Source organism: Sphingomonas sp. Leaf198 (assembly GCF_001424005.1).
Lineage (GTDB): Bacteria > Pseudomonadota > Alphaproteobacteria > Sphingomonadales > Sphingomonadaceae > Sphingomonas.
In genome coordinates, this window is the sequence record NZ_LMPX01000001.1 from 602931 (window position 1) to 627278 (window position 24348).

A 24348-nucleotide genomic window follows, 5' to 3' on the forward strand; every position below is an offset into this window, starting at 1 on the left:
TTGCTGTTTCTGGCGTGGGTCGGGGCTGCGTAATCACGCGGCACGCACCATTAACCCTCGTCCGTCATCCTGACGAAAGTCAGGACCCAGAGCCACGCAGTACAACGTCCGTTACCCTGGATCCTGACTTTCGTCAGGATGACGGAGCGGCTTTCGTGGCGCAGCGTGCGGCAAAGACCAGTCCTTCGCACAACATGACAGCTTCTTCATTAGGCTGGTTCGTTCGATCGAACTAAACGGCGCTCGTGCTCCAGTCCCGACTCCTAGACATCGCGATCAGCGAATTCGGCACCAAGGGCCTGGAGGGCGCGAGCACGCGCGGGATCGCCGCCGCCGCCGGCACCGCGATGTCGTCGATCACCTACCACTATGGCGGCAAGGAGGGCTTGTACCTCGCCGCCGCCGACCGGATCGCCGAGCGCATGTCGGCCGTGATGGGCGACCCGTCCGAGCTGTCGCATGACGTCGCGGAAGACGACGCCAGCGAAGCCCGCGCCCAGATCCACCGCATCTTCGGCCGGCTGGCGGACAAGATGGCGAGCAACGAAAGTGCCGACTGGACGCTGTTCGTCCTGCGCGAACAGATGAAGCCGAGCGAGGCGTTCGAGCGGATCTATGGCGGCGTGATGGGCCAGATGGTGCGCAGGCTCAGCGACCTCGTCTGCATCGCCACCGGTTGCGCCGAAATCCGCACCGGCCGGATCGCGACGATCACCTTGATGGGGCAGGTCATCACGCTGCGGGCGAACCGCGCGACCTGCCTCAAACTGCTCGAGCGCGATACGCTCGAACCCAACGATATTCTCGATATCAAGGCGCGGATCGACGCCAATATCGACGCCATTCTCGATTCGATGCGTGCTGAAGAACAGGGCCAGGCATGACCGACCAGAACACTCATTCCGACGCCAACCATGACGACGAGGATCGCAAGGACGATCCGAACGGCGAGGACCAGCAGTCCGATGCCGACCAGCAGGACGAGTCCGAGGACGACAAGAAGCCGTCGGTATTCAAGAAGCCGATCTTCTGGATCATCCTCGTCATCGTCGTCGGCGGACTGATCATCGGCGGCGTGGTCTATTGGCTGCACGCGCGGCAGTTCGAGTCGACCGACGACGCGTTCGTCGACACGCACATCGTCCGCCTTGCGCCACAGGTCGCGGGCACCCTGATCCAGGTCGCCGATATCGATAACCGCCACGTCGAGGCCGGTCGCCTGCTCGCGGTGATCAAGTCGTCGGGCCGCCATGCGCAGGTCGTCGAGGCGCAGGCGAACGAATCGCAGGCGCGCGCGCAGTTTGCGCAGGCGCAGGCGCAGGTCACCGCCGCCGAGGCGCAACGCCAGCAGGCCGCCGCACAGGCGCGCGTACCAATGGCGGCCGCCGTGAAGGCGCAGCAAGACCTTGCGCGCTACGAGGCGTTGCTGCGGCTCGATCCGAGCGCAGTCGCGGGCCAGCAACTCGATCAGGCGCGCGCCACCGCCCGCCAGACCGCCGCCGATGCCGCCGCCGCCCGCGAGCAGATCGACACCGCCACCGCGCAGATCAGCGTCGCCAGGAAGCAGGTCGGCGCGGCCAAGTCGGTGATCGACGCCCGTCGCGCGCAGGTCGATCAGGCGAACGTCACGATCGGCGATCTCCGCGTGACCGCGCCGGTCGCAGGCCAGGTCGTCAATCGCTCGGTCAACGTCGGCTCCTATGTCGCGCCCGGCACGCAGCTGATGGCGATCATCCCCGACACAATGTGGGTGACCGCGAACTTCAAGGAGACGCAGCTTACCATGATGCGGATCGGCCAGCCCGTCGACATCCATGTCGACGCGTATCCCGGCGTCGACTTCAAGGGCCATGTCGACTCGATCCAGCGCGGCGCCGGCCAGGCGTTCGCCCTGCTGCCGCCGCAGAACGCGACCGGCAACTACGTGAAGGTCGTCCAGCGCGTGCCCGTGCGGATCGTGTTCGACGCCAAGAACGGCCCCGATCCGAAGCGCTATCCGATCGGCCCGGGCATGTCGGTGGTGCCGACCGTCAAGGTCCGCTGAGGTGGCGAAAGCTCCTGCGAAAGTTGATGCGGGAGGCGGTCACACCTGGTCGCCGAGCCGGTCGGCGGCGGGCAAGTACAGCCCTTGGCTGATCGTCGCGATCATCTCGATCCCGACTTTCATGGAGGTGCTCGACACCTCGATCGCGAACGTCGCGCTCGATCATATCTCGGGCGGGCTGTCGATCACCACCGATCAGGCGACGTGGGTGCTGACCAGCTACCTCGTCGCCAACGCGATCGTTATCCCGATCTCGGGCTGGCTGTCCGACGCGATCGGACGGAAGCGCTATTTCCTGCTGTCGATCGCGCTGTTCACGCTCGCGTCGCTGCTCTGCGGCCTCGCGCCGAACATCGGCACCCTCGTCGTCGCCCGCGTCTTACAAGGCATTGGCGGCGGCGGATTGGCGCCGGTCGAACAGTCGATCCTCGCCGACACCTTCCCGCCCAAGCAACGCGGGATGGCGTTCGCCGCGTTCGCGATCGTCGTCGTCGTCGGCCCCGTGCTCGGGCCGACGCTGGGCGGCTACATCGTCGAATATTCGAGCTGGCATTGGGTGTTCCTGATCAACGTGCCGGTAGGCATCGCCGCGTGGTTCCTGGTCGAGACGTTCGTCGACGAGCCGGACCAGGTGAAGAAGGACCGTGACGAGCGCTTCAAGAACGGCCTGACGATCGACTATGTCGGCGTCGCGCTGGTCGCGCTCGGGCTCGGCTTCCTCGAACTCACTTTCGATCGCGGCGAGCGTGAGGACTGGTTTTCGAGCGGTTTCATCGTGATGTCGGCGATCATCGCCGCGGTGTCGCTGGTCACGCTCGTCATCTGGGAGCTGAACCACAAGGACCCGGTGATCGACCTCAAGCTGATGAAGAACCGCAACTTCGCGCTGACGATCGGCGTGATGGGCGTCACCGGCATGATCCTGTTCGGCACCACGCAGCTCATTCCGCAGATGCTGCAACAGGTGCTCGGCTACAGCTCGCTCGATGCGGGTCTCGCGCTGACCGCTGGCGGTCTCGCGACGCTCGTCATGGTGCCGTTCGCGGGGCGACTGAGCGGGCTGGTCGATGTCCGCTTCCTGCTGTTCCCCGCGTTGCTGGTGCAGGCGTTCGCGCTGTGGAACATGAGCCACCTGACCGCCGACATAGCGTTTTCCGACGCGGCGTTCGCGCGGCTGTTCCAGGCGATGGCGCTACCGTTCCTGTTCGTGCCGATCAACGCGATCGCCTATGTCGGGCTCAAGCAGACACAGACCGCGCAGGCATCGAGCCTGCTCAACGTCTCGCGCAATCTCGGCGGCACGATTGGCATCTGTTTCGCGCAGACTCAGCTTGCGGGCGGGTTGCAGCGGCATCAGTCGGAACTGACGCAGACGCTCAACCCGCTCGATCCGAACTACAATGACTGGATGCAGAAGGCGACGAGCGTGTTCGGCGGGCAGGGCGATGCGACGACGCCTCTGGCCGTTCTCTACAGCCAGATGCAGCGGCAGGCGACGATGCTCGCGTTTCTCGACGTGTTCCGCGCGATGATGGTGGTCGTGCTGTGCGTCGCGCCACTGGTTCTATTCATGCGCTCCGGCAAGACCGGCGGCGCGCCCTCGGGAGGGATGCATTGATGCGTGCGCGGTTCATGGTGGTTGCGGTTGCGGCCCTGCTCGCGGGGTGCACCGTCGGCCCAAACTATAAGCCGCCCGAGATGGCGGTGCCGCCGGCGTTCGTCGGTCCGCAGGCTAGCGTTGGTACTTCGGTTGACCCAGCCCGCTGGTGGTCGGCGTTCGGCGATCCGCAGCTGGATGGCCTCGTAGAGCGCGCGCTGAAGGGCAATCCGGACATCGCGATCGCGGCTTCGCGCGTGCGGCAGGCACGATTGCAGGAGATCGTCGCACGCTCGCAAGGGTTGCCGAGCGTGAACGCCAGCGCCAGTCCGAGCCACATCGAGTTCAGCAAGAACGCCGGCCTCTCGTCGATCGCACGTGCGTTCAGCGGCGGCACGGGGGCAGGCGGCACCGGCTCGACCGGGGGGATAGCACTGCCCGGCAGCGGGATCACGACGTACTCGGTCGGGTTCGACGCGAGCTGGGAGCTCGACCTGTTCGGCGGCGTCCGGCGGAGCACCGAAGGCGCGCGGGCGCGGACCGAAGCAGCGGTCTGGTCGAAGCGCGACGCTGCGGTGACGCTCGCGGCGGAAGTCGCGCAGGCGTATTTCGCGCTGCGGCTCGACCAGGCGCAGCTCGCGACGATCGAGGGCGAGATCGCCAACCAGCAACGCGCACTGACGATCGCGGGCAACATCGCCAAGGTCGGCCTCGTCCCGCCGATCGACGTCACCCGCCAGCGCGCCTCGATCACCTCGACGCAAGCGCGTGCCGAGCCGGTCCGTGCCGATGTCGACGTCCGCATGCACGCGCTGGCGATCCTGCTCGGCGAGCCGCCGGCGACGCTGATGGCGGAGCTCGCGGCGCCTTCTGCCGCGCCACTCGGGGTGCCGACGATCCCGGCCGGGTTGCCGTCAGAGTTGTTGCGCCGCCGCCCGGACGTGCGTGCCGCCGAACGCGATCTCGCGGCCTCGACGGCGGATATCGGCGTGGCGGTGGCGGATATGTATCCGAAGTTCAGCCTCACCGGCATGGGCCAGCTGATCTCGACCGCGCTCGGCAATCTGTTCTCGGGTGACAGCCTCCAGTTGACCGCGTCCGGTGCGGCGCAGTTTCCGTTGCTCGACTGGGGCCGGCGCAAGGCGACCGTGAAGTCGCGCGAGGAGGACCGCCAGCAGGCGTATCTCCGCTATCGCTCGACCGTGTTGCAGGGGTTGCGCGATGTCGAGGACCCGCTCGCGCAGATCGCGGCCGAGCGTCGCCGCAACGCAGCGTTGCAGCGCGCGGTGATCGACGCGCAGAGCAGCGCGAAGGCGGCGCAGTCGCAGTACCGGACCGGGTTCGTGGCGCAGAATACGCTGCTGAATGCGGAGACGGACGTGCTGACGGCGCGCGAACAGCTGGTGTCGAGCGATGCGCAGTTGCGGCAGCTGACGGTGGCGCTGTTCAAGGCGCTGGGTGGTGGTTGGGAGCAGGCGGAGTAAGGGCCGCTTCACCCCGTCCGTTACCCAAACCTGATTGTTCTCCCGCGAAGGCGGGAGCCCAGTCTAGGCTCCCGCCTTCGCGGGAGAACAAGCTAGTTACAGAACCGCACCTGTCCGACGACCACCCCGGCGAAGGCCGGGGCCCAGTTGGGGACGTCGCCAACGGTGGACTGCGCTCCGTTACCCCTACCTTGCCAACTGGGCCCCGGCCTTCGCCGGGGTGGCGGTTATCTCAAGCAGAGGGCGCTTTCAGCTAGCAGCAAGTAATTCACTAAACAGGGCGGCCAAACGACCGCCCCGCGCCAAATCACTTCTTCTTGTTCTTCCGCGCCGCATACTTGGCGTCACGGATCGCCTTCTTCTCGGCGTCGGTCAGCTCGACCTTGGCCTCCGCCTCGCGCTTCTTCGCAGCAGCGGCCTCGGCTTCAGCCTTCTTCACAGCCTTTGCCTCGTCCTCGGCCGCACGCTTGGCCGCGCGCTTCTCTCGCTCGGCCAATTCCTTGGCCTCGCGTGCGGCAAGGCGCTCGGCAACGACGGCTTCGTCGATCGGCGGCTTGGCACGCAGCGCTTCGAGCGCCTTCTGCTTGGCGGCGGCTGCGCTGCTCGTGCGGTCCTGGAAACTGGGGTCCTTGAAAGAGGCCATTGTCGTCGAATAATCCTGTAATGATGGTCTGGCCGCTCGGACGCAGGGTTGCGCGAACGGTGACGCTGGCAGCGCCTGTAAATCATCGCGCGCCGGATCGGAAGAGATGTGTTCGATAGCGCGGTTTTCAACCCCGCAGGGCGGCAGCATCCCTATCGACCGTCATCGAACCGTCACATCATGGTCATGCATTCGTAACTCAAATCGCATCGCGGCGTCATCTGGCCAGCCTAACCGCCATGTCACGGTCGGCAGGGGGGAGCCTGGGTCGATCCGAACAATCAACGGTACGACTCGGGAGTCCTTCGCATGACCAGCTTTACTCGCCTCGGCACGATCCTGCTGACCGGCACGGCCTGCCTCGCACTCACCGCATGCGGTGGCGCCGACGATGTCGCTTCGCCGGGCGCAGGCACGGTGATCATCACGCCGCCCGCCACGCCGACGCCGACGCCTGCCACCCCGACGCCCACGCCGACGGCGATTACCGCCGCGCAGTTCGCTTCGACCTCGGGCGGCCGTTCGGACGGCACGATCACGATCAGCGCCGACGAGCAGCTTGCGATCGTCAATGCCGGTACCAACAACAACGTCAGCGGCACCAACGTCCTGACCGGCGTGTACCCGACCGCCGCAACGTCCGCCACGACCGCGACCGACCCGTCGTCGATCAACCCGTTCTTCACCAGCACGAACTTCGTCGGCGCGCTGAACGGACCGTCCGACACCGCGTTCCAGGGATGGACCTGCAACTCGACCTCGGCACAGTTCGGCGGCACCACCACCGCTAGCTGCACCGCGGTTCCCGCTGTCGGCACTGGCGGTTCGGCCGCAGCATGCCCGACCGGCACGATCGACGACGGTCTGGTCCAGACGTTCCGCGCCTGCCGCCTGCCGACCGTTATCTCGTCCAGCCTGACGCTGCCGAAAATCGCCGGCGTGTTCTACCGTCTGCGCGGCCAGACCGAAGTCGGTGCCGATGTCGGCACGACCGGTGCGGATACCGGCGTGACGCTGACGATCGCGCCGGGCGTTGTCGTCGCGGCGGACTCGACCGAAGTTACCGCCGACCTCCTGCTCGTCAACCGCGGATCGAAGATCAGTGCCGTCGGCACGCGCGATGCGCCGATCATCTTCACGTCGCAGCAGAACCTGACCGCCAACGGCGTCAGCGATGCGACGCAGGGCCAGTGGGGCGGGATCATCCTGCTCGGCCGCGCACCCGTCGCGGTCTGCGCCACCGGCACCGGTCCGAACAATGCGGGCGGCACCAGCACGACCTGCCAGCAGGCGATCGAAGGCGTCACCGGGCGCTTCTACGGTGGCCCGACCGCCGCGGACAACAGCGGCACGATGCAGTATGTCCAGATCCGCTACAGCGGCATCGCGATCAGCGACGGCAACGAACTTCAGGGCCTGACGCTCGGCGGCACCGGGTCGGGCACGACGATCGATCACGTCCAGAGCCACAATTCGGCCGATGACGGCATCGAGATCTTCGGTGGCACCACGAACATCAAGTATTTCGCGGTCACCGGCGCGGACGACGACGGCTACGATATCGACAACGGGTATCGCGGCTTCATGCAGTTCATCATCGCCGCGCAGCGTCTGCTGGGTGCGACCGCCGACTCGTTCTCGACCGAGATCGACTCGAACGGTGCCGAGGACCTGCTGCCGCGGACCTTCGGCCAGTATTCGAACTTCACGTTCGTCCAGACCGCGCTTGCGCCGGCCGCGATCCGCCAGCGTGGCGGGTCGGACATGCGCTTCATCAACGGGATCGTGAAGACGCCGGCGACCGTCGCCTGCCTCAACCTGATCGCGCAGGAAACCAGCCAGGCCGATCGCTCGACGATCCGCGCGGCCGATGCGTCGAAGCAGGACGTTGGCCCGCCGATCTTCACCTCGGTCTACTTCAACTGCAACGGCCGGTAAGCCTCCGGTCGGCTCTCCGCAGTCGATGATGTGAGCAGCGATGCCGGGGCGGTTCCAAAGACCGCCCCGGCATTCGCCCATAGACCCCTGATCTGGATATTCGGCCATGCAAACGCGCTTCGGCTATGCCACCTTACTTCTCCTGACCTCGCAGCTGGTCGCGCCGGCCGTGCTGGCCCAAACCGGCGGCGCCGCACCGGCCCCCGCCGCATCGCCACCCGCCTCGACCACACCGACGGGGCCTGTCTCGACGCCGGTGGACACGTCTGCGCCACAGGCTGCGGGTGCGCAGGCCGAAGTTTCGACGCCGGGCTATGATCCCAATGGCGGCGAGGACATCGTCGTCGTCGGCCGCAACATCCCGAATTTCGTCCGTGCGACGCCGCAGGTCGTGTCGGTCCTGTCGACCGAGGACATCGCCCGCACCGGCGAAGGCGACATCGCCGGCGCCCTGTCGCGCGTTACCGGTCTCAGCATCGTCGGCAACGGCTTCGTCTATGTCCGCGGTCTCGGCGATCGGTACTCGTCGTCGCTGCTCAACGGTTCACCCTTGCCGAGCCCCGAGCCGCTACGCCGTTCGGTCCCGCTCGACATCTTCCCGACCACGATCGTCGGGTCCGCGCTGGTCCAGAAGACCTATTCGGTGAACTATCCCGGCGAATTCGGCGGCGGCGTGATCAACCTCACGACCAAGACGATCCCGGACAAGAACTTCCTGTCGTTCGGCGGCTCGGTTTCGGCCGACACCGCGACGACCAGCGAGCTCGGCTACACCTATTACGGCGGCGATAAGGACTGGATCGGCTACGACGACGGCACCCGCAAGGTGCCGAGCTTCATCAAGGATGCGCCAAAGGGGAACGGCAACATCTCCGCCGCGCAGGCCGCCACGCTCAGCAACGCCTCGACCTCGCTGCTCCAGCGCAACAACCAGCTCCCCGCCAATTTCTCGGGCGAGATCAGCGGCGGTACGGTGTTCGACATCGGCTCCGGCCGGCTCGGCGTCATCGCATCGGTCAGCGCGAGCAACACCTTCCGCACGCGCAACATCACGCAGCAGGATTCGGTCACACCCGAGGGTTTGCTGCGCAACGATTTCCAGACGCTGCTGACCGACAACCGGATGGTCGCCAACGGACTGCTCGGCATCGGCTACGAGTTCGGCGAGAACAGCGTCAAGCTCACCAACGTCTACATCCACGATACGCTCAAGCAGGCGCGCGGGTCGGCGGCGACCACCTACAACAACTCGAGCGGTCTGCGTTTCCAGCAGAATACCAACTGGTTCGAACGCCAGTTGTTCGAGAGCCAGCTGGTCGGCGCGTTCAAGCCGGTGGATGCTCTGACGCTCGACGTCCGCGGCGCCTACGCCAACTCTAAACGCAACGCGCCGTACGAGCGGCAGTTCGATTATCTGTGCTCGAACACCACCACGACGGGTCTGCCGATCACCGTGCAGGATCCGAACGGCACCGGGGGCGCGCAGTGCAACGGCGCCTATCAGGTGACGCAGCGCTTCTCGCCGTTCGCGTCGATCATCTTCAGCGAACTGAAGGAGGACCTCTATAGCGGGCAGGCCGATCTGGCCTACAAGCTGTCGACCGCGCGGCCGGTGACGCTTTCGACCGGCTATTTCTTTTCGGACACGAAGCGTACGTCGTCGCGTCTTCAGTTCAATTACCAGACGCCGCGCGGTGGTGGCACCGCGCCGGGCTATCCGTATAATCTTCTGCGGCCGGACTATCTGCTCGCGATCGACACGAACGATCCGAACAACTCGCTGGAACTGCAGTTCAACACCCCGCTCGGCGCGTACCAGTATGACGCGTCGCTGCGCATTCATGCAGGCTATGTCCAGGCCGAAGCCGAGGTCGCCGACGGTATCCGCGGCACGATCGGCGTCCGCTACGAGACGGCGGACGAGCGGGTGACCCCGATCGATTCCGCGACGACGCGCCTGAAGAACGACTATTTCCTGCCGGCTACCACGCTGACCTGGAATTTCGCGCCCGACATGCAGTTTCGCGTCAGTGGGTCGAAGACGATCTCACGCCCGCAGTTCCGCGAGCTTGCGCCGCAGCAGTTCCGCGATCCCGAGTCGGATCGCCTGTTCTTCGGCAACCCGCTGTTGCAGGATACCAAGCTCTACAACCTCGACGCGCGGTACGAATGGTTCTTCGCGCGTGACCAGCGCTTTACGCTCGGTGCGTTCTACAAGCGGATCGACAAGCCGATCGAACAGGTCGGTTTCTACACCGGCGCCGACGATCGTCTCCAGACGGGCTTCACCAACCTGCCCAAGGCCAAGCTGTACGGCGGCGAGGTCGAGTTCCAGAAGTACGTGCCGCTCGACACGCTCGGCAGCGATTTCTTCGCGACGCGCCGCCTGCTGTTCATTGCCAATTACACCTATACGAACTCGTCGATCACGGTGGACGACACCTGCGTGCCGAACGTGGTCGACCAGACCACGAAGGTCGCAGGGTGCGATACCGGGTTTGCGCCCGCGACGGGCAATTTCCGTGACGGCGCGCCGCTCACCGGTCAGTCGGATCACTTGGTCAACGTTCAGCTTGGACTGGAGGATACCAAGCGGCTGTCGCAGATCACGCTGCTGTTCAACTATGCCAGCGACCGCGTGACGAACCGCGGCCCGTCCAACTTAGGTGGCGCGGGCTTCCTGCCCGACATCATCGAAAGGCCCGGCATCCGCCTCGATCTCGTCGCGCGCCAGGGCATCGAACTGCGCGGTGCCAAATTCGAGGTGAAGGCCGAGGCGCGCAACCTCACCAAGACGCGGTTCAGCGAAGGCCAGACGTTCGAGAATGGCAACAAGGTGTACATCAACCGGTATAATCTGGGGCAGGTGTTCACGCTGGGTATCAGCACGACGTTCTGAGGAAGGGGGCGGTCGTTCAGGTTGCGCTCCAGCGGCGAGCGCAGTCGAAGCGACCGACCTCCCAAGAAGAGCACCTCCCCGGCGAAGGCCGGGGCCCAGTTGGAAAGATCAGCGTAAACGTAGCGCCGTCCTCCGTCAGCAACGTTGCCCAGATGGACCCCGGCCTTCGCCGGGGAGGTGCTTTAACGGGGCTAGGTGCTGAGGCGCGGGCACCGCCGCGGCGCCTATCCACTTGTTCTCGTCCGACCGATCGTGGCCCTAGACCAAGCCTAACCCCATGCCTTCTCGCGAAACCATTTGGTGATCACATACTTGACCCCCGACCGTACCTTCATCCCGTGATGCAGCGTCGCAGGGTTGAGGCTGCCATCCGCTCGCCGGTTGTTCCACGCGAGCAGCTTGCCCGTCTCCGGCTGGACGATCTTGTCGATCGCCTTGAAGCGCGTCGCGCCGCCCGCGTCTGGCCGGTTCAGGTAGATCATGACGGTCCACGTCCTGTTCCCCGCGACGCCGCAATAGCGCGTATAGTCCACCCCGTTCGGCTCGAAATAATCGGTATGCCCCTTGAACTCCTGGCCGACCGCATAGCGTTGGCCCTGCAGCGGCTCGCCGTGCACCGGGTCGAGTCCGGTCAGCGCCGCGATCCGGTGCTCGACGTCGATCGCCACCGGATCAAGCGGCGAAAGATCGCCCGTCTCACTCGTCCGATAGCTCGCATCACCGTTCGAATCGGAAATCGTCGAGGGGCGTCGTACCGCGTCGATCCGCTCGATCAGCGCCGCGCACAGGTCGGGCGGCAGGAAGTCGCGCCGCACGAACAGGTCGAGCTTCGGGCTCGGTACGCGCTGCACGCCGGGCACGGACAGCCGCGCCAGGATCGCTGCGGGGGGCAGGCCGGAGCCACTGGACGGAGAAGTATCGGACATGCGCGTCTTCTGCCCATCGCCGACGCGATGCGCTACCCTGTCCGTCATCTCGGCGCGCCCGGCACCGGATTGCGCATATTCGGCGGGCAAGCCATTGACGCGGAATTGTAACATGGCATGCCTACGCGACGGGATGCGGGAAATTGGGGTGGGTCGCGGATGCGGTTGAAGCTGGACGCGCGGGCGCGCCGTATCTTGCGGCGTATGCCGGTGGTGAATGTCTATAGTGTCGTCGAACTCGCGCTGCTGGCCGGGCTGGCCACGCAGTGCGCCCGGCTGGCTTGGACGATCGTGACACCGATCACGCCGCTCGGCGACTGGCGCCCGGCTGCGCCGATGGTGGTCGGGTCACCCGCCGATATCCTGCGCGGGTTCGATCCGTTCTTCCGCCTTGGCGGCGCGGCGGGTGCGCCCGCCACCGTCACGTCGCTCCAGCTGACCCTGTTCGGCACGCGCATCGACGAGGCGATGGGCCGCAACTCCGCGATCATCGCCGGTCCCGACGGCCTCCAGCAAAGCGTCGCGGTCGGCGACGAGATCCAGCCCGGCGTACGCCTGAAGGCGGTCGCGTTCGATCATGTCACGATCGACCGCGGTGGCGCCGACGAAGACCTGTTCCTCGACCAGTCAGGCGCCGTCACTCCGGTCGTGCCCGGAGCGCCCCCCGGTGGCGCGGCATCCCCGGCGGTCGGCATCCCCGTCGCGCAGTTGCGGAGCGAGATCGGCTTCATCCCCCGCATCGACGGCGGCCGCATCAGCGGGCTCACCGTCCGGTCGCAGGGCTCGGGCAACGCGTTCCGGTCCGCCGGGCTCAAGGACGGCGACGTCGTCACCTCGATCGGCGGGCGGCCGGTTTCCGGCCCCGGCGATCTCGACCGCATCGCCAAGGATTTCGCGGGCGGCGGCAACGTCCCCATTACCGTAGAACGCGGCCAGGATACCCTGCCGCTCGCCATCACGATCGCGCCACCCCAATGAAAAAACTGTTTCTCGGTCCCGTCGTGGCGCTCGCACTCGCGGCCGGCGTTCATGCGCAGACCACGCTGAACGTCCGCGATGCCGACATCCGCGCGTTCATCGCCGACGCCGCCAAGGTCACCGGGCGCACGTTCATCATCGACAACCGCGTCGCCGGCAAGGTGACGGTGGTCACCGATCGCCCGCTGTCGCGCTCCGAATATTTCGAGATCTTCCTCTCGACGTTGCGCGCCAATGGCCTCGTCGCGGTGCCGACCTCGGGCGGCGCGTTCCGCGTCCAGCCGCTCGACAACGCCGCGTCGCAGCCGAGCAGGATTGGCGTCGCGGGTGCCGCACGCAACAGCTACGTCACCGAGATCATCCGCCTCCGCGCGATCGACGCGCAGTCCGCGGTCGAGACGGTTCGCCCGCTGGTCAGCGCGCAAGGCTCGGTCAGCGCGAACCGCGGCGGCAACAGCCTCGTCGTGGTCGATTTCGCCGACAACATCCGCCGCATCCGCGAAGTCCTTCGCCGGATCGACACCGACACATCCTCCACCCGCGTCGTCGCCCTCAAGAATGCGAGTGCCAAGGAGATCGCGACTGCGCTCCAGGGGCTGATCGGAACCGGCACTGGGGGCGGTCAAGGCGGGCAGGGCGGTGGTGCCGCCGCCGGTCCGAGCGCATCGGTCGTCGCGGTCGAGGGGTCGAACGCCGTCGCCCTGCGCGGCGATCCGACCACCGTCGCCCGCCTCGCGCAGGTCGCCGCCGACCTCGACCAGAAGGCGCGCAACGGTACCGAGATCAAGGTCGTCTTCCTCGAGAATGCCGATGCAGAGCAATTGCTGCCGGTCTTGCAGGAACTCGTCGGCCAGACTCCGACGCAGCCGGTGCAGACGGCGTTGTCGCGCTCGAACTTCGGATCGAGCAGCACCAACGGTGCGTCCGGCGGCCAGTCGAACTTCTCGCAACCACAGATCCCGCAGTCCGGCCCCACGTCGAGCGGCGGGGGTGGCGGATCGGGCCAGGCGGCGATCACCGCGGCGGGCGGCAAGACTGCTGCGGTCGTCACGCGCTTTGCCGGCGCCAACGCGATCGTCATCGCGGCGCCTGCCGAGATCCAGCGCCAGTTGAACGAGGTCGTCCGCCAGCTGGATACGCGCCGTGAACAGGTGCTGGTCGAGGCGATCGTTGCCGAGGTTTCGGATTCGACCGCGCGCACGCTTGGCGCCCAGTTCATCGTCGGCGATCCGAGCGGCGGTGCGTTCGGCGCGTCGACCTTCTCGAACTCCGCGCCCAACATCCTCCAGATCGCGGGCGCGATCGGCGCACGCTCGATCGGTGGCAACGGCACGACGGTCGTCGCGCCCGATGGCACGCGCACCGAAACGAACACCCCCAATGCCGCGGCGGACGCGCTGCAGCAGTCGGCAATCGCGTCGATCCTCGCGGCCACCGGCGGCTTTGGCGGGTTTGGCGGCAAGATCGGCAGCACCTTCTTCGGCGCGATCATCAACGCGGTGAAGAGCGACACGACCTCGAACCTGCTCCAGGTCCCGCATCTCGTCACGCTCGACAACCAGGAGGCACACAGCCTCGTCGGGCAGGAAATCCCGATCACCACGGGGCAGGCGCTCAGCACCAATTTCGACAACGCCTTCCGCACCACGCAGCGGCAGAATGTCGGCATCGAGCTGACCGTCCGGCCGCAGGTGAACTCGTCGGGTACGGTGAAGCTCAACCTGCGCTTGGAGGTCAGTTCGATCGCCGGCCCGGTGTCGAGCGACAACAGTGACCTGATCCTCAACAAGCGTGAGGTCGAGACCGTCCGCACCGTCGACGACGGTCAGATCGCGGTGATCAGCGGTCTGCTCGACGACAACGAGCGTCGCACGATCGAGAAGATCCCGCTGCTCGGCGACATCCCCGTGCTCGGGCATCTGTTCACCTCGAAGGCGAAACAGCGGTCGAAGACCAATTTGATGATCTTCATCCGCCCGACCATTTTGCGGACGGCCGAGGACAGCCGGAAACTGACCGAGCAGCGCTACGGCTATGTCCGCCTGCAACAGGGTTTGCAGGAGCCGGGCGCCGAGCCGTCGATCGACCAGCTGGTCCGCGACTACATGGGCGCCGCCCCGCCGATCCCGAGCGCACCGATCCCCGGCAGTATCGAGGACCCGCGCATCGCCGTCCCCGTACGTACCTCAACGATGGTCGTGCGACCCAAGAAATGATCATCCGCGAAGGCCATGAGATCGACGCAACTGCTCCCCTCCCGCTTGCAGGAGGGGTCGGGGGAGGGCCTGTCTTACTCCCGGACGACGCGATCGAGGGGTATGTTATTCCCTCCCCCAACCCCTCCCGCGAGCGGGAGGGGAGCAGTGATCTCCCCCAGATCACCATCCCCTACGCCTTCGCCCGAAAGTTCGGCGTCGTTGTCGACCACACCGACACCGACTCCCACCTCACTATCGCGATGCGCGCCGGCGCCGATCCCAAAGTCCTGCTCGAACTCCGCCGCTACCTCGCGCGCCCGTTCGACGTGACGTTCGTGGAACAGATCGCGTTCGACCGCCTCCTGTCGAACGTCTACGCGATGGACGGCCAGGCTAATGCGCTCGCCGCGGTCGGCATGGGCGACGAACTCGACCTGCTCGCCGGCGACATGCCGACGGCGGAGGACCTGCTCGACACCGCCGACGATGCCCCCGCTATCCGTCTCATCAACGGCATCATCGCCGACGCCGCGCGCAACGGCGTGTCGGACATCCACATCGAGCCGTATGAGTCCGGCCTAGTCGTCCGCATGCGCATCGACGGTGTGCTGCGCGAAACGCTGCGCATGCCGCCCAACGTCGCGCCCGTGGTGGTCAGTCGTATCAAGGTCATGGCACGCCTCGACATTGCCGAACGGCGCGTACCGCAGGACGGCCGCATGGGCCTCACGTTAGGGGGCAAGCTGCTCGACGTCCGCGTCTCGACGCTGCCGTCGCGCGCAGGGGAACGCGTGGTGCTGCGTATCCTCGACAAGGAAAACGCCGGCATCGACCTCGAAGCGCTCGGCCTGCCGCCCGCATTGTTCGCGTTGCTCAACGAGGCACTGAGCGAACCCAATGGCATCATTCTCGTCACCGGCCCGACCGGATCGGGCAAGACGACGTCGCTCTACGCCGCGCTCCGCCTGCTCAACGACGGCAGCCGCAACATCCTCACCGTCGAGGACCCGGTCGAATACGCCGTCGACGGCGTCGGCCAGACCCAGGTCAACCCGAAGGTCGGCCTGACCTTCGCGGCAGGGCTCCGCGCGATCCTCCGCCAGGATCCCGACGTCGTCATGGTCGGCGAAATCCGCGACCGCGAGACTGCCGAGATCGCGGTGCAGGCGTCGCTGACGGGCCATCTGGTGCTGTCGACCGTCCACACCAACGACGCGATCGGCGCGATCACCCGGATGCGCGACATGAAGGTCGAGAGCTTCCTGCTCGCCTCGACGCTGCGTGCGGTGATCGCCCAGCGCCTCGTGCGGCGGCTCTGCCCGACGTGTCGCAAGGCCGTCCCCGCGTCCGATACGGTCGCCCCGCTGCTCGGCATCGCTTCGGACGCGGTCGTCTACGTCGCGCAAGGCTGCGAAGACTGCAACCAGACCGGCTACAAGGGCCGCATCGGCGTCTTCGAAGCCGTCCGCATAGACGATACGATCCGCGGCCTGATCAACACCGACGGCCACGAATCCGAAATCACCGCGCACGCATTCGCGAAGTCGCCAAACCTGGCGCAGTCGGCCCGCGAACTAGTCCTCTCCGGCCAGACCACCGCCGAAGAAGCCGTCCGAGTATCCCGCCGCGACACCACGGAAGTCGTCGAGGATACACCGGTTGCATAACGCCCTAAAAATCCTCCCCGAAACGGGGAGGGGGACCAGCGAAGCTGGTGGAGGGGGCTCACCACGCTCGCACCACCGGCCGTACGCCGCCAGCAGCGCAACGCAACGTTCGCGGCGCGCCCCCTCCACCACCGCTTCGCGGCGGTCCCCCTCCCCTTGCAGGGGAGGATGATGGCAGACTTCGACTATATCGCGATCGACACCAAAGGCGCCGAACGCCGCGGCCACGTCGCCGCGTCCGACATCGACGTCGCACGCGCCACCCTCGACGCACGCAAATTCTACGTCGTGAAGATCACCCCCGGCGCGCCGCCGCAGGCGTCGAAGGGTCGCCCGCTGTTCGGGCTCCAGCTCGGCACGCCGAAGATGTCGGGCAAGAACCTCACCCTCTTCACCCGCCAGCTCGCCACCCTCAACCGCGTCTCCCCGCTGGAGGAATCGCTCCGCACGATTACCCGCCAGACCGAACAGGACAGCGTCCGCACGATAGTCCAGCACGTCCACGCCGGCGTGGTCGAAGGCCGTCGCCTCGCCGACGCGATGGCGCGTGAGCCGAAAAGCTTTCCGCCGCTCTACCGCGCGATGGTCTCGGCCGGCGAAAGCTCGGGCTCGCTGCCGACCATCCTCGACCGGCTCGCCGCCCTGCTCGAACGCCAGGCCGAGATTCGCGGCAAGCTCATCACCGCGCTCGCCTATCCGTCGATCCTCGCGCTCGTCGCGTTCGGTGTCGTCACCGCGCTGATGATGTTCGTTGTTCCGCAGGTGGTCGAGCAGTTCGATACGGTGGGCCAGCAACTCCCGCTGCTCACGCGGATGGTGATGGCGTTCTCGGCGTTCCTCGTCGGATACTGGTGGGTGATGCTGCTGATCGTCGTCGGCGGCGGCCTGGCCGGTTGGTGGGCTCTGAAGGACCCGACGCTGCGGCTCGCGTTCGACGGTTGGCTGCTCCGTATCCCGCTGCTCGGCCGCCTAATCCGAGACCTTCACGCGGCCCGCATGGCGCGCACGCTCGGCACGATGGTGGCGAGCCGCCTGCCGTTGCTCGACGGTCTCAACCTCACCGCCAGCACGATCCATAATCGCCGCCTCCGCCTCGCCTCCGACCAGATCGTCGATGCGATCCGCGGCGGCGGCTCGCTCTCTGCCGCGATGCGTCGCGCGGGCGTCTTCCCGCCGTTGCTGACCTATCTTGCAGCGAGCGGCGAAGCGGCGGGCCGTCTCGACGAGATGCTCGAGCGCGCGGCGGACTATCTCGAACGCGAGTTCGACCGCTTCACCGCCACCGCACTCTCGCTGCTCGAACCGCTGATCATCGTCGTGATGGGCGGCATCGTCGCGACGATCGTGCTATCCATCCTGCTCCCGATCCTCCAGCTCAACACGCTGGCCGGACAATGAGGTTGTTCATGCGTCCCGAAGATAAAAAGAAGCGCCGCGAGGCCGGCTTTACCCTCGTCGAGCTGATGGTCGTGATCGTGATCATCGGCCTGCTCGCTACTATCGTCGCGCTCAACGTGCTGCCCTCGGGCGATACCGCGCGCATCCAGAAGGCGAAGGCCGACATCGCCCAGATCGAGGGCGGGCTGGAGCTCTACAAGCTCCAGAACATGACCTTCCCCAACACCACGCAGGGGCTGAACGCGCTCATCTCGGCGCCCGCAGGGCTGACCGATCCGTCGCGCTATCAGCGTGGCGGGTATCTCAAAAAGCTGCCGAACGATCCCTGGGGGCGCCCGTATCTCTATGCTTCGCCCGGCGCGCACGGCGAGGCCGACGTCTGGACCTTCGGGGCGGACGGCAAGGAAGGCGGCGAGGGGATCGATGCCGATATCGGCAGCTGGCAATAAGTCCTTGGACTGGGTCCCCGCCTGCGCGGGGACACTTTCGCGGAGACGCGAAAGTGGCTTCACGCTGGTCGAGCTGATGGTCGTCGTCACGATCATCGGCTTGGCCTCCGCGGTAGCCGTCCTCGTCATGCCGGACCCCCGCGGCCGCGTACTCGACGAGGCAACGCGCTTCGCCCTGCGCACCCGCGCCGCGCACGATTCGGCGATCGTCGAGGCACGTCCGGTGAGCGTCTGGATCAGCGGCGGCGGGTACGGCTTCGACCGTCGGCTCGCCGGCGGATGGACGCCGATCGCGGAGAAACCGATGCGCGTCGAACGCTGGAACGAAGGTACCAGGGCCAGCATCGGCGACACCAGTGGCCGCCTGCGCGTGACGTTCGACCCGACCGGCCTCGTAGACCGGCCGGCGGAGATCCGCCTCGATCGCGGCGGGGTGGCGGCAACGGTCCACATCGACGCCGACGGCAGCGTAAGAGCCGATGCGGGCTGAGCGCGGCTTTACCCTTATAGAAATCATGGTCGCGCTGGCAGTGTTCAGCCTTGCGGCGATGGCGCTCGTGCGTCTGGAGAGCGCGACGATCCGCGGCGCCTCGATCCTCGACGAAACGCTCGTCGCGCAGATGGTCGCGCGCAACGTCGCGATCGACGCGGTCACCAGCGCGCAGCCACCGACCGCAGGCCGCGTCACCGGCGTCGAGACCAACGGCGGCCAGCCCTGGACGTGGACGCGGCAGGTCAGCGCACTCGGCGGATCGAGCGTTCTGCGGATCGACGTGGCGGTCGCCGACCGGACCGGCACGCAACTCGGCCGCCTGACGATGGTGCGACCCGCGCCGCGGATGGTGATGTGACGCCTCCGAAAACCGAGGCCGGCTTCACGCTCATCGAAGTCATGGTGTCGCTCATGATCTTCGGCATGATCGCCGCCGCCGGCGTGGCGATCCTGTCGTTCAGCGTGAAGGCGCAGAGTTCGACCGGCGCGAAGCTCGACGACATCAGCGCGCTCACCCGAACCATGTCGATCCTGTCCGCCGATCTCGCCCAGGCATCGAACCGCGGCAGCCGCGACGAGGCCGGCACTAGCGTCCCCGCATTCATCGGCGAGAGCGGATCGGGCGTCACGCCGATGCTCCGCCTCGTCCGCGCCGGCTGGAGTAATATCGACGGTGCGGCGCGCTCCAGCATGCAGAAGGTCGCCTACCGCGTCGATGGGGGCGTGTTCCAGCGGATCGCCTATCCGATGGTCGACGGCGCGCAGCCGCTACCGCCTGCCGCGTTGCTCACCAAAGTCCGGCAGGTCGCGCTGCGCTATCGCATCGCGGGCGCCTGGAGCGATCGCTGGGATGGCGCGAGCGGCAGGCCCTTGCCCGACGCAATGGAACTCACCGTGCAGCGCGACGACGGTACGCAGTTCCGCCAGATGTTCCTCGTCGGCACCAGTTACATCCCGGCGCCATCCGATGGAACGGGTCCCGCCGCCACGCCACCGGCAGGCACACCTCCGGGACGGGAGACGCCCGGTGCGCGCACCTGATCGCGGCATTCCGCGCGGGCAAGAACGGGGTGCGGCGTTGCTCACCGTCCTGATGCTCGTCGCGATCATCGCGGTGATGGCCGGCGCGGCTCTGGAGAAACTCCGGCTGTCCACCCGCCTCGCGAGCAACGCCGCGACCGGCGAGCAGGCGCGCGCCTATGCGCTCGCGGCGGAGACGATGGCGCTGACTCGCGTCTCCAACCTGCTCGCGCCAAAGCCCACGCGGGTCACGCTGGCCGGCGGCTGGAGCAACACCCCGTTCGGCCTGCCGGTCCCCGGAGGCTTCGCGACCGCGCGCGTCCGCGACGGTGCGAACTGCTTCAACCTGAACTCGCTGGTCGCCATGACGACACCGGGCGTGTACGTCGCGCGCGGCGAAGTCCGACCGCAGTTCGTCCGCTTGATGCGGCTGCTCGACGTACCCGTGCAGGTCGCCGAACAGGTCGCGGCGGGCACGACCGACTGGATCGACAGCGATCAGGACCAGTCACCGATGGGGGCCGAGGACGGCGCATATCTCGGTCGCGTACCGTCGTACCGCACCGCCGGCACGCTGATGAGCGACCCCAGCGAACTGCGCGCCATCGCCGGGATGACGCCTGAGATCTACACGAAGATCCGCCCGTGGATCTGCACGCTGCCCTTCGCCAGTCCCTCTCCGATCAACGTCAACACGCTGCTGCCCGAACAGAGCGTGCTGCTGGCGATGATGTATCCCGATACGCTGTCGGTCGGTGCCGCCCAGCAACTGCTGTTGCGGCGACCGGTGCAGGGCTACGCCACGTTCGACGAAATGCAGAAGGGCGCGTCGTTGCTCGGCGCCGCTAATATCGCGCCCGGCGCGGACGCGCAGGTGCTGTCGAAATGGTTCACGCTCGATATCGACGTGACGCTCGGCACGACACAAATGCAGGAACGTGCACTGATCGACGCGAACCGGCTTCCCGCGCAGCTCGTATCGCGGCAATGGGGCGAGCCATCATGACGACTTTGCTGTTCCTTCCCGCCGGCGAGACCGGATATCGCTGGATGCGTGTCGCGGATGCGCGCGTGGTCGGGGAGGGGGAGGGTATCCCCGATGCGATCGACAACGAGACGATCGCGGTCGCGCCCGCCGACGCGGTGACGCTGCACTGGGCGGAACTGCCGTCGCGGTCTGCGGCGCAGGCGACAGCGGCCGCGCGGATTCTAGCGAGCGAGGCCAGTGCGTCGCCGCTCGCCGAACTCCACGTCGCAGTCGGGGACGAAGGCGCGACCGAACGACCGATCGGGGTCGTGGGTGTCGCGACGATGCGCGACTGGCTGCTGATGCTGGCGGAGGCAGGCGTCGATCCCGTCGCGGTCATTCCCGCGCCGATGCTCCTTCCACGACCCGAAGAGGGGTACGCGCGGGCGGAACTCGGGGGCAGCGGTGTCGTGCGCGGCACTTCCAGCGGGTTCGCTGACGAGGCGCGACTGACGGAGTTGGTGACCGGTGGCACTGCGCCCGCGACGATCGACCGTGATACGCTGGAGGCAGCGATCGTTGCCGCTGTCGCGTCGCCGCCGCTGGATCTGCGGCAGGGACCGTTCGCGCGGCGGCGACGGTTCGCGATCGACTGGGGGCTGATCCGCCGGCTCGTGCTGTTGTCGCTGACGATCCTCGCCGTGACGCTCGCGATCTCGCTCGTCCGTATCGCGAAGTATAGCTTCGGCGCGGACGCCCTGGAGGCGGAGGCGAACACCGTGGCGGTCACCGGTTTGCCGCGCGGCGAGACGGTCGTCGACGCCAGCCGGCAACTCGACGAGCGCCTGTCGCGCGTGCGGGGACCGGGGCTAGGCTTCACCAGCACGACCGCGGCAGTCTTCGCGGCGGTGCGCGCCACGCCCGGTACCGAAGTCACCGCGCTCGATTTCCAGGCGAACGGCGACCTGCGCCTGTCGGTGGCGGTCGAGCGCGAAGCCTTGGCGACCGACCTGAAGCGCGCGCTTGAAGCCGCCGGCTTCTCGGTCCGCGCGGGCGTGTTCCAGGCCGCCGCCGGCCGTGTGACGGGTGAACTCACGATCAGCCCGGAGAGCGGACGATGACCGGACTGAAGACGTGGTTCGAAGGACGCTCGCTGCGGGAGCGGCGATTGTTGCTCGTGATGGCGGCGCTCGCGGTGCTGACGTTGCTCTGGGCGCTGATCATCCGCCCGGTCGGCGACGGCCTGTCGAGCGCGCGCGAGCGTCATGCCGATGCCGTCACCCGGCTCGGCGAGACGCGCGCGCAAGTCGCGACGTTGCGTGAAATCCAGCGGACCCGCGCCACGCCACTGACCGGCACGCTCGCCGATGCGGTGCGTGCCGAAGCGGACCAGGCAGGCTTTGCGCTCGCCTCGCTCGATCAGGACGGGGCGAGCCGGGTACGGGTCGGCATCCAGTCGGCGCGCCCCGCGGCGCTGGTCGCATGGCTCGCGCGGCTCGAACGTCTCGGCATCCTCGTCGATTCGGTGGCGATGACCGACAAGGGGGACAAGACCGTCGGCGTCGCGCTCACGTTGAAGGCACGCGCGGCATGAGGCGGATTCGTTTGCGGACCGGACCCGCGGCGCTGTTCGGCGGGATGCTGCTGATCGCGCTGATCGTCTTCCTGCCGATGCGGGCAGTGCTCGGCTGGGTCGGCGTCGGCGACGAGGGGCTGGTCGCGCGGCGCGTGTCGGGGACGATCTGGGGCGCGACGCTGACCGAAGCGCGGTTCGGCGATCTCGCGCTCGGCGATCTGCACGCGCGGCTGTCGCCACTGCCGCTGCTGGTCGGCCGCGCGACGATCGTCTTCGCCGGTCCCGAATCGGTGTCGGCCAAACCGTTGCGCGGGTCGGCGAGCGTCAGTCGCCACGGCTTCGGCGTCGACCACATGACCGCCACGGTCGCGACCGGCCGGCTGTTCGCGCCGGTGCCCGTCTCCGCGCTCGACCTCGACGACGTCTCGGTCCGCTTCCGCGATGGCCAGTGCGAAGCGGCCGAGGGGCGGGTCCGCGCAACCTTGGCGGGTGACGTCGGCGGGATCACGCTGCCGCAGTCGGTGAGCGGCACCGCACGGTGCGACGGCACGGCGCTGCTGTTGCCGCTGGCGAGCCAGGCCGGGACCGAGAGCATCGCGCTCAGGATCGAAGGGGCAGGGACCTATCGCGCCGAGCTGTCACTGCGTCCGTCCGATCCGCTGGCGCTGCAAAAGCTCGAACAGGCGGGCTTCGTGAGCGGCCCGAACGGATACAAGCTCGCTATCGAAGGACGTTTTTGACGTCTTTTTGGCAAGTCGACGGTTGACGCCGCCCGGCGACCCCCGCTAGGGGGCGATGCCTACGCGGCGGTCGTAGTTCAATTGGTTAGAGCGTCGGCTTGTGATGCCGGATGTTGCGGGTTCAAGTCCCGTCGGTCGCCCCATTTTCCCATTATTTTTCCGAGCCTCCCCAACGTGAGCGCTTTGGGCTGGTAAAACCGGCTGGAAAATAATATTTCGCCTCCCGGTAATTTTATTCTCCTCAGGAGCCGGCGATGACAGCGGTTTGGGACCTTCCCGATTTCGACGACCACGAGGGCGTTCATGCCTTCACCGATCCCGAATCGGGGCTGCACGCGGTGATCGCGGTGCACTCGACCAAGCTCGGGCCGGCAGCCGGCGGCGCACGCTTCTGGCACTATGCCGACAACGGCCGCGCGGTGACCGACGCGCTGCGCCTGTCGCGCGGCATGAGCTTCAAGAACGCGATGGCGGGCCTGGAGCTCGGCGGCGGCAAGGGCGTGGTCCTCGCGGCCAAGCCCGGCGACGTCATCACGACCGCCCAGCTCGAGGCGTTCGGTCGCGCGGTCGACTCGCTCGGCGGGCGTTACGTGACCGCCGAGGACGTCGGCATGTCCGAAGACCGCATGAAGGTGATCGCCAGCCAGACGCGCTACGTCTCCGGCCTGCCGGTCGCGAGCGGCGCTGCCGGCGGCGATCCGGGGCCGTACACCGCGCTCGGCATCTATCTCGGCGTGAAGGCGGCGGCACAGCGTGGCCTCGGCGCGACCGACATGAAGGGCGTGCGCGTCGCGATCCAGGGCGTCGGTTCGGTCGGCGGCGGCCTTGCGCGGTTGCTGGCCAAGGACGGCGCGGTGCTGACGCTGGCGGACGTCGACGAGGGCCGGGCGCAGAAGCTGGCGGCTGAGCTCGACGCGACCGCGGTGGCGGCCGAGGCCATCCTGACGACCGAAGCGGACATCTTCAGCCCGAACGCACTCGGTGCGATCCTGACCGAGATGTCGATCGCCGCGCTGAAGGCGAAGGTCGTGGCCGGTGGCGCGAACAACCAGCTGAGCGTCCGCGAGGACGGTGCGCGGCTGCATGCTCGCGGGATCCTGTACGCGCCGGACTACGTGATTAACGCAGGCGGGATCATCAACGTCGGGCTGGAGTATCTGGGTCACGGCGACGAGGCCGAGGTGAAGGCCCGGATCGCGCGCATCCCCGAGCGGCTGATCGAGGTCTGGAACGAGAGCGATCGTTCGGGCGAGCCTTCGTCGGACGTCGCGGACAGCATCGCGAAGGGCTTGATCGGCCGCTGATATCCTTCTCCCCTCCGGGGAGAAGGT

21 protein-coding genes and 1 tRNA gene are annotated in these 24348 nt (G+C 67.1%); 20 read left to right on the forward strand and 2 right to left on the reverse strand.

Annotated features, from left to right (window positions below):
• Positions 1 to 245 precede the first annotated feature (245 nt).
• From ASG20_RS02750 to ASG20_RS02765, 4 genes are read left to right on the forward strand one after another with little or no spacing between them, the layout of a single operon-like run.
• Positions 246 to 884: a CerR family C-terminal domain-containing protein gene (locus ASG20_RS02750; RefSeq protein WP_056048189.1), complete on the forward strand. Its 639-nt coding sequence runs from the start codon at positions 246 to 248 to the stop codon at positions 882 to 884.
• Positions 881 to 2044 carry an HlyD family secretion protein gene (locus ASG20_RS02755; protein ID WP_056048192.1) on the forward strand — a complete coding sequence of 388 codons (1164 nt, stop codon included), beginning with the start codon at positions 881 to 883 and terminating at the stop codon, positions 2042 to 2044. Before ASG20_RS02750 ends, ASG20_RS02755 begins: the two co-directional genes overlap by 4 nt.
• Before the next feature lies 1 nt (position 2045).
• Positions 2046 to 3662: a DHA2 family efflux MFS transporter permease subunit gene (locus ASG20_RS02760; RefSeq protein WP_056048195.1), complete on the forward strand. Its 1617-nt coding sequence runs from the start codon at positions 2046 to 2048 to the stop codon at positions 3660 to 3662.
• On the forward strand, positions 3662 to 5125 hold the full coding sequence (locus ASG20_RS02765; protein ID WP_056048198.1) for an efflux transporter outer membrane subunit: 1464 nt from the start codon (positions 3662 to 3664) through the stop codon (positions 5123 to 5125). Before ASG20_RS02760 ends, ASG20_RS02765 begins: the two co-directional genes overlap by 1 nt.
• A gap of 307 nt (positions 5126 to 5432) precedes the next feature.
• On the opposite strand, the gene ASG20_RS02770 is transcribed toward ASG20_RS02765, so the two are convergent.
• Positions 5433 to 5768 (reverse strand): DUF6481 family protein, encoded by a 336-nt coding sequence (locus ASG20_RS02770; RefSeq protein WP_056048201.1) that lies wholly within the window; start codon positions 5766 to 5768, stop codon positions 5433 to 5435.
• Between the two features lie 309 nt (positions 5769 to 6077).
• Between ASG20_RS02770 and ASG20_RS02775 the strand changes: the two genes are divergently transcribed.
• Both ASG20_RS02775 and ASG20_RS02780 read left to right on the forward strand, forming a co-directional pair.
• Complete coding sequence (locus tag ASG20_RS02775) at positions 6078 to 7706, forward strand: hypothetical protein (protein WP_056048204.1); 1629 nt, start codon at positions 6078 to 6080, stop codon at positions 7704 to 7706.
• Positions 7707 to 7812: 106 nt separating this feature from the next.
• Complete coding sequence (locus ASG20_RS02780; RefSeq protein ID WP_056048207.1) at positions 7813 to 10605, forward strand: TonB-dependent receptor domain-containing protein; 2793 nt, start codon at positions 7813 to 7815, stop codon at positions 10603 to 10605.
• A gap of 269 nt (positions 10606 to 10874) precedes the next feature.
• On the opposite strand, the gene ASG20_RS02785 is transcribed toward ASG20_RS02780, so the two are convergent.
• Positions 10875 to 11531 (reverse strand): prolyl hydroxylase family protein, encoded by a 657-nt coding sequence (locus ASG20_RS02785; protein WP_056050327.1) that lies wholly within the window; start codon positions 11529 to 11531, stop codon positions 10875 to 10877.
• Positions 11532 to 11690: 159 nt separating this feature from the next.
• Here ASG20_RS02785 and ASG20_RS02790 point away from each other — a divergent pair, with 159 nt between their 5' ends.
• The 14 genes from ASG20_RS02790 to ASG20_RS02855 all read left to right on the forward strand — a co-directional run bounded on the left by ASG20_RS02790 (position 11691) and on the right by ASG20_RS02855 (position 24321).
• Positions 11691 to 12509, forward strand: a complete 819-nt coding sequence (locus tag ASG20_RS02790; protein ID WP_056048210.1) for a type II secretion system protein N — start codon at positions 11691 to 11693, stop codon at positions 12507 to 12509.
• The gene (gspD, locus tag ASG20_RS02795) at positions 12506 to 14725 is read left to right on the forward strand and encodes a type II secretion system secretin GspD (protein ID WP_056048213.1); all 2220 of its coding nucleotides are present in this window, start codon (positions 12506 to 12508) and stop codon (positions 14723 to 14725) included. The genes ASG20_RS02790 and gspD overlap by 4 nt, the downstream gene beginning before the upstream one ends.
• Positions 14722 to 16374, forward strand: coding sequence for an ATPase, T2SS/T4P/T4SS family (locus ASG20_RS02800; protein ID WP_082470703.1), 1653 nt, complete (start codon positions 14722 to 14724; stop codon positions 16372 to 16374). Before gspD ends, ASG20_RS02800 begins: the two co-directional genes overlap by 4 nt.
• A gap of 171 nt (positions 16375 to 16545) precedes the next feature.
• Complete coding sequence (gspF, locus tag ASG20_RS02805) at positions 16546 to 17772, forward strand: type II secretion system inner membrane protein GspF (protein WP_056048216.1); 1227 nt, start codon at positions 16546 to 16548, stop codon at positions 17770 to 17772.
• 8 nt (positions 17773 to 17780) lie between these two features.
• Positions 17781 to 18221 carry a type II secretion system major pseudopilin GspG gene (gene gspG, locus ASG20_RS02810; protein ID WP_082470807.1) on the forward strand — a complete coding sequence of 147 codons (441 nt, stop codon included), beginning with the start codon at positions 17781 to 17783 and terminating at the stop codon, positions 18219 to 18221.
• Positions 18222 to 18225: 4 nt separating this feature from the next.
• Positions 18226 to 18711 (forward strand): GspH/FimT family pseudopilin, encoded by a 486-nt coding sequence (locus ASG20_RS02815; RefSeq protein ID WP_269083202.1) that lies wholly within the window; start codon positions 18226 to 18228, stop codon positions 18709 to 18711.
• Positions 18701 to 19072 carry a type II secretion system minor pseudopilin GspI gene (gspI, locus tag ASG20_RS02820; protein ID WP_056048222.1) on the forward strand — a complete coding sequence of 124 codons (372 nt, stop codon included), beginning with the start codon at positions 18701 to 18703 and terminating at the stop codon, positions 19070 to 19072. The genes ASG20_RS02815 and gspI overlap by 11 nt, the downstream gene beginning before the upstream one ends.
• A complete protein-coding gene (gene gspJ / locus ASG20_RS02825; RefSeq protein ID WP_231420324.1) occupies positions 19069 to 19755 on the forward strand; it encodes a type II secretion system minor pseudopilin GspJ in 687 nt (228 codons plus the stop codon). Before gspI ends, gspJ begins: the two co-directional genes overlap by 4 nt.
• Positions 19742 to 20740 carry a type II secretion system minor pseudopilin GspK gene (gspK, locus tag ASG20_RS02830; protein WP_236698733.1) on the forward strand — a complete coding sequence of 333 codons (999 nt, stop codon included), beginning with the start codon at positions 19742 to 19744 and terminating at the stop codon, positions 20738 to 20740. Before gspJ ends, gspK begins: the two co-directional genes overlap by 14 nt.
• On the forward strand, positions 20737 to 21822 hold the full coding sequence (gspL, locus tag ASG20_RS02835; protein WP_056048223.1) for a type II secretion system protein GspL: 1086 nt from the start codon (positions 20737 to 20739) through the stop codon (positions 21820 to 21822). Before gspK ends, gspL begins: the two co-directional genes overlap by 4 nt.
• Positions 21819 to 22295, forward strand: coding sequence for a type II secretion system protein GspM (gspM, locus tag ASG20_RS02840; protein ID WP_056048226.1), 477 nt, complete (start codon positions 21819 to 21821; stop codon positions 22293 to 22295). Before gspL ends, gspM begins: the two co-directional genes overlap by 4 nt.
• Entirely contained in the window at positions 22292 to 23017 is a 726-nt protein-coding gene (gene gspN, locus ASG20_RS02845; RefSeq protein WP_056048228.1) for a type II secretion system protein N, read from the forward strand. The genes gspM and gspN overlap by 4 nt, the downstream gene beginning before the upstream one ends.
• 66 nt (positions 23018 to 23083) lie before the next feature.
• Positions 23084 to 23160, forward strand: a tRNA-His gene (locus ASG20_RS02850).
• A gap of 111 nt (positions 23161 to 23271) precedes the next feature.
• Positions 23272 to 24321: a Leu/Phe/Val dehydrogenase gene (locus ASG20_RS02855; protein WP_056048231.1), complete on the forward strand. Its 1050-nt coding sequence runs from the start codon at positions 23272 to 23274 to the stop codon at positions 24319 to 24321.
• Positions 24322 to 24348: the final 27 nt, after the last annotated feature.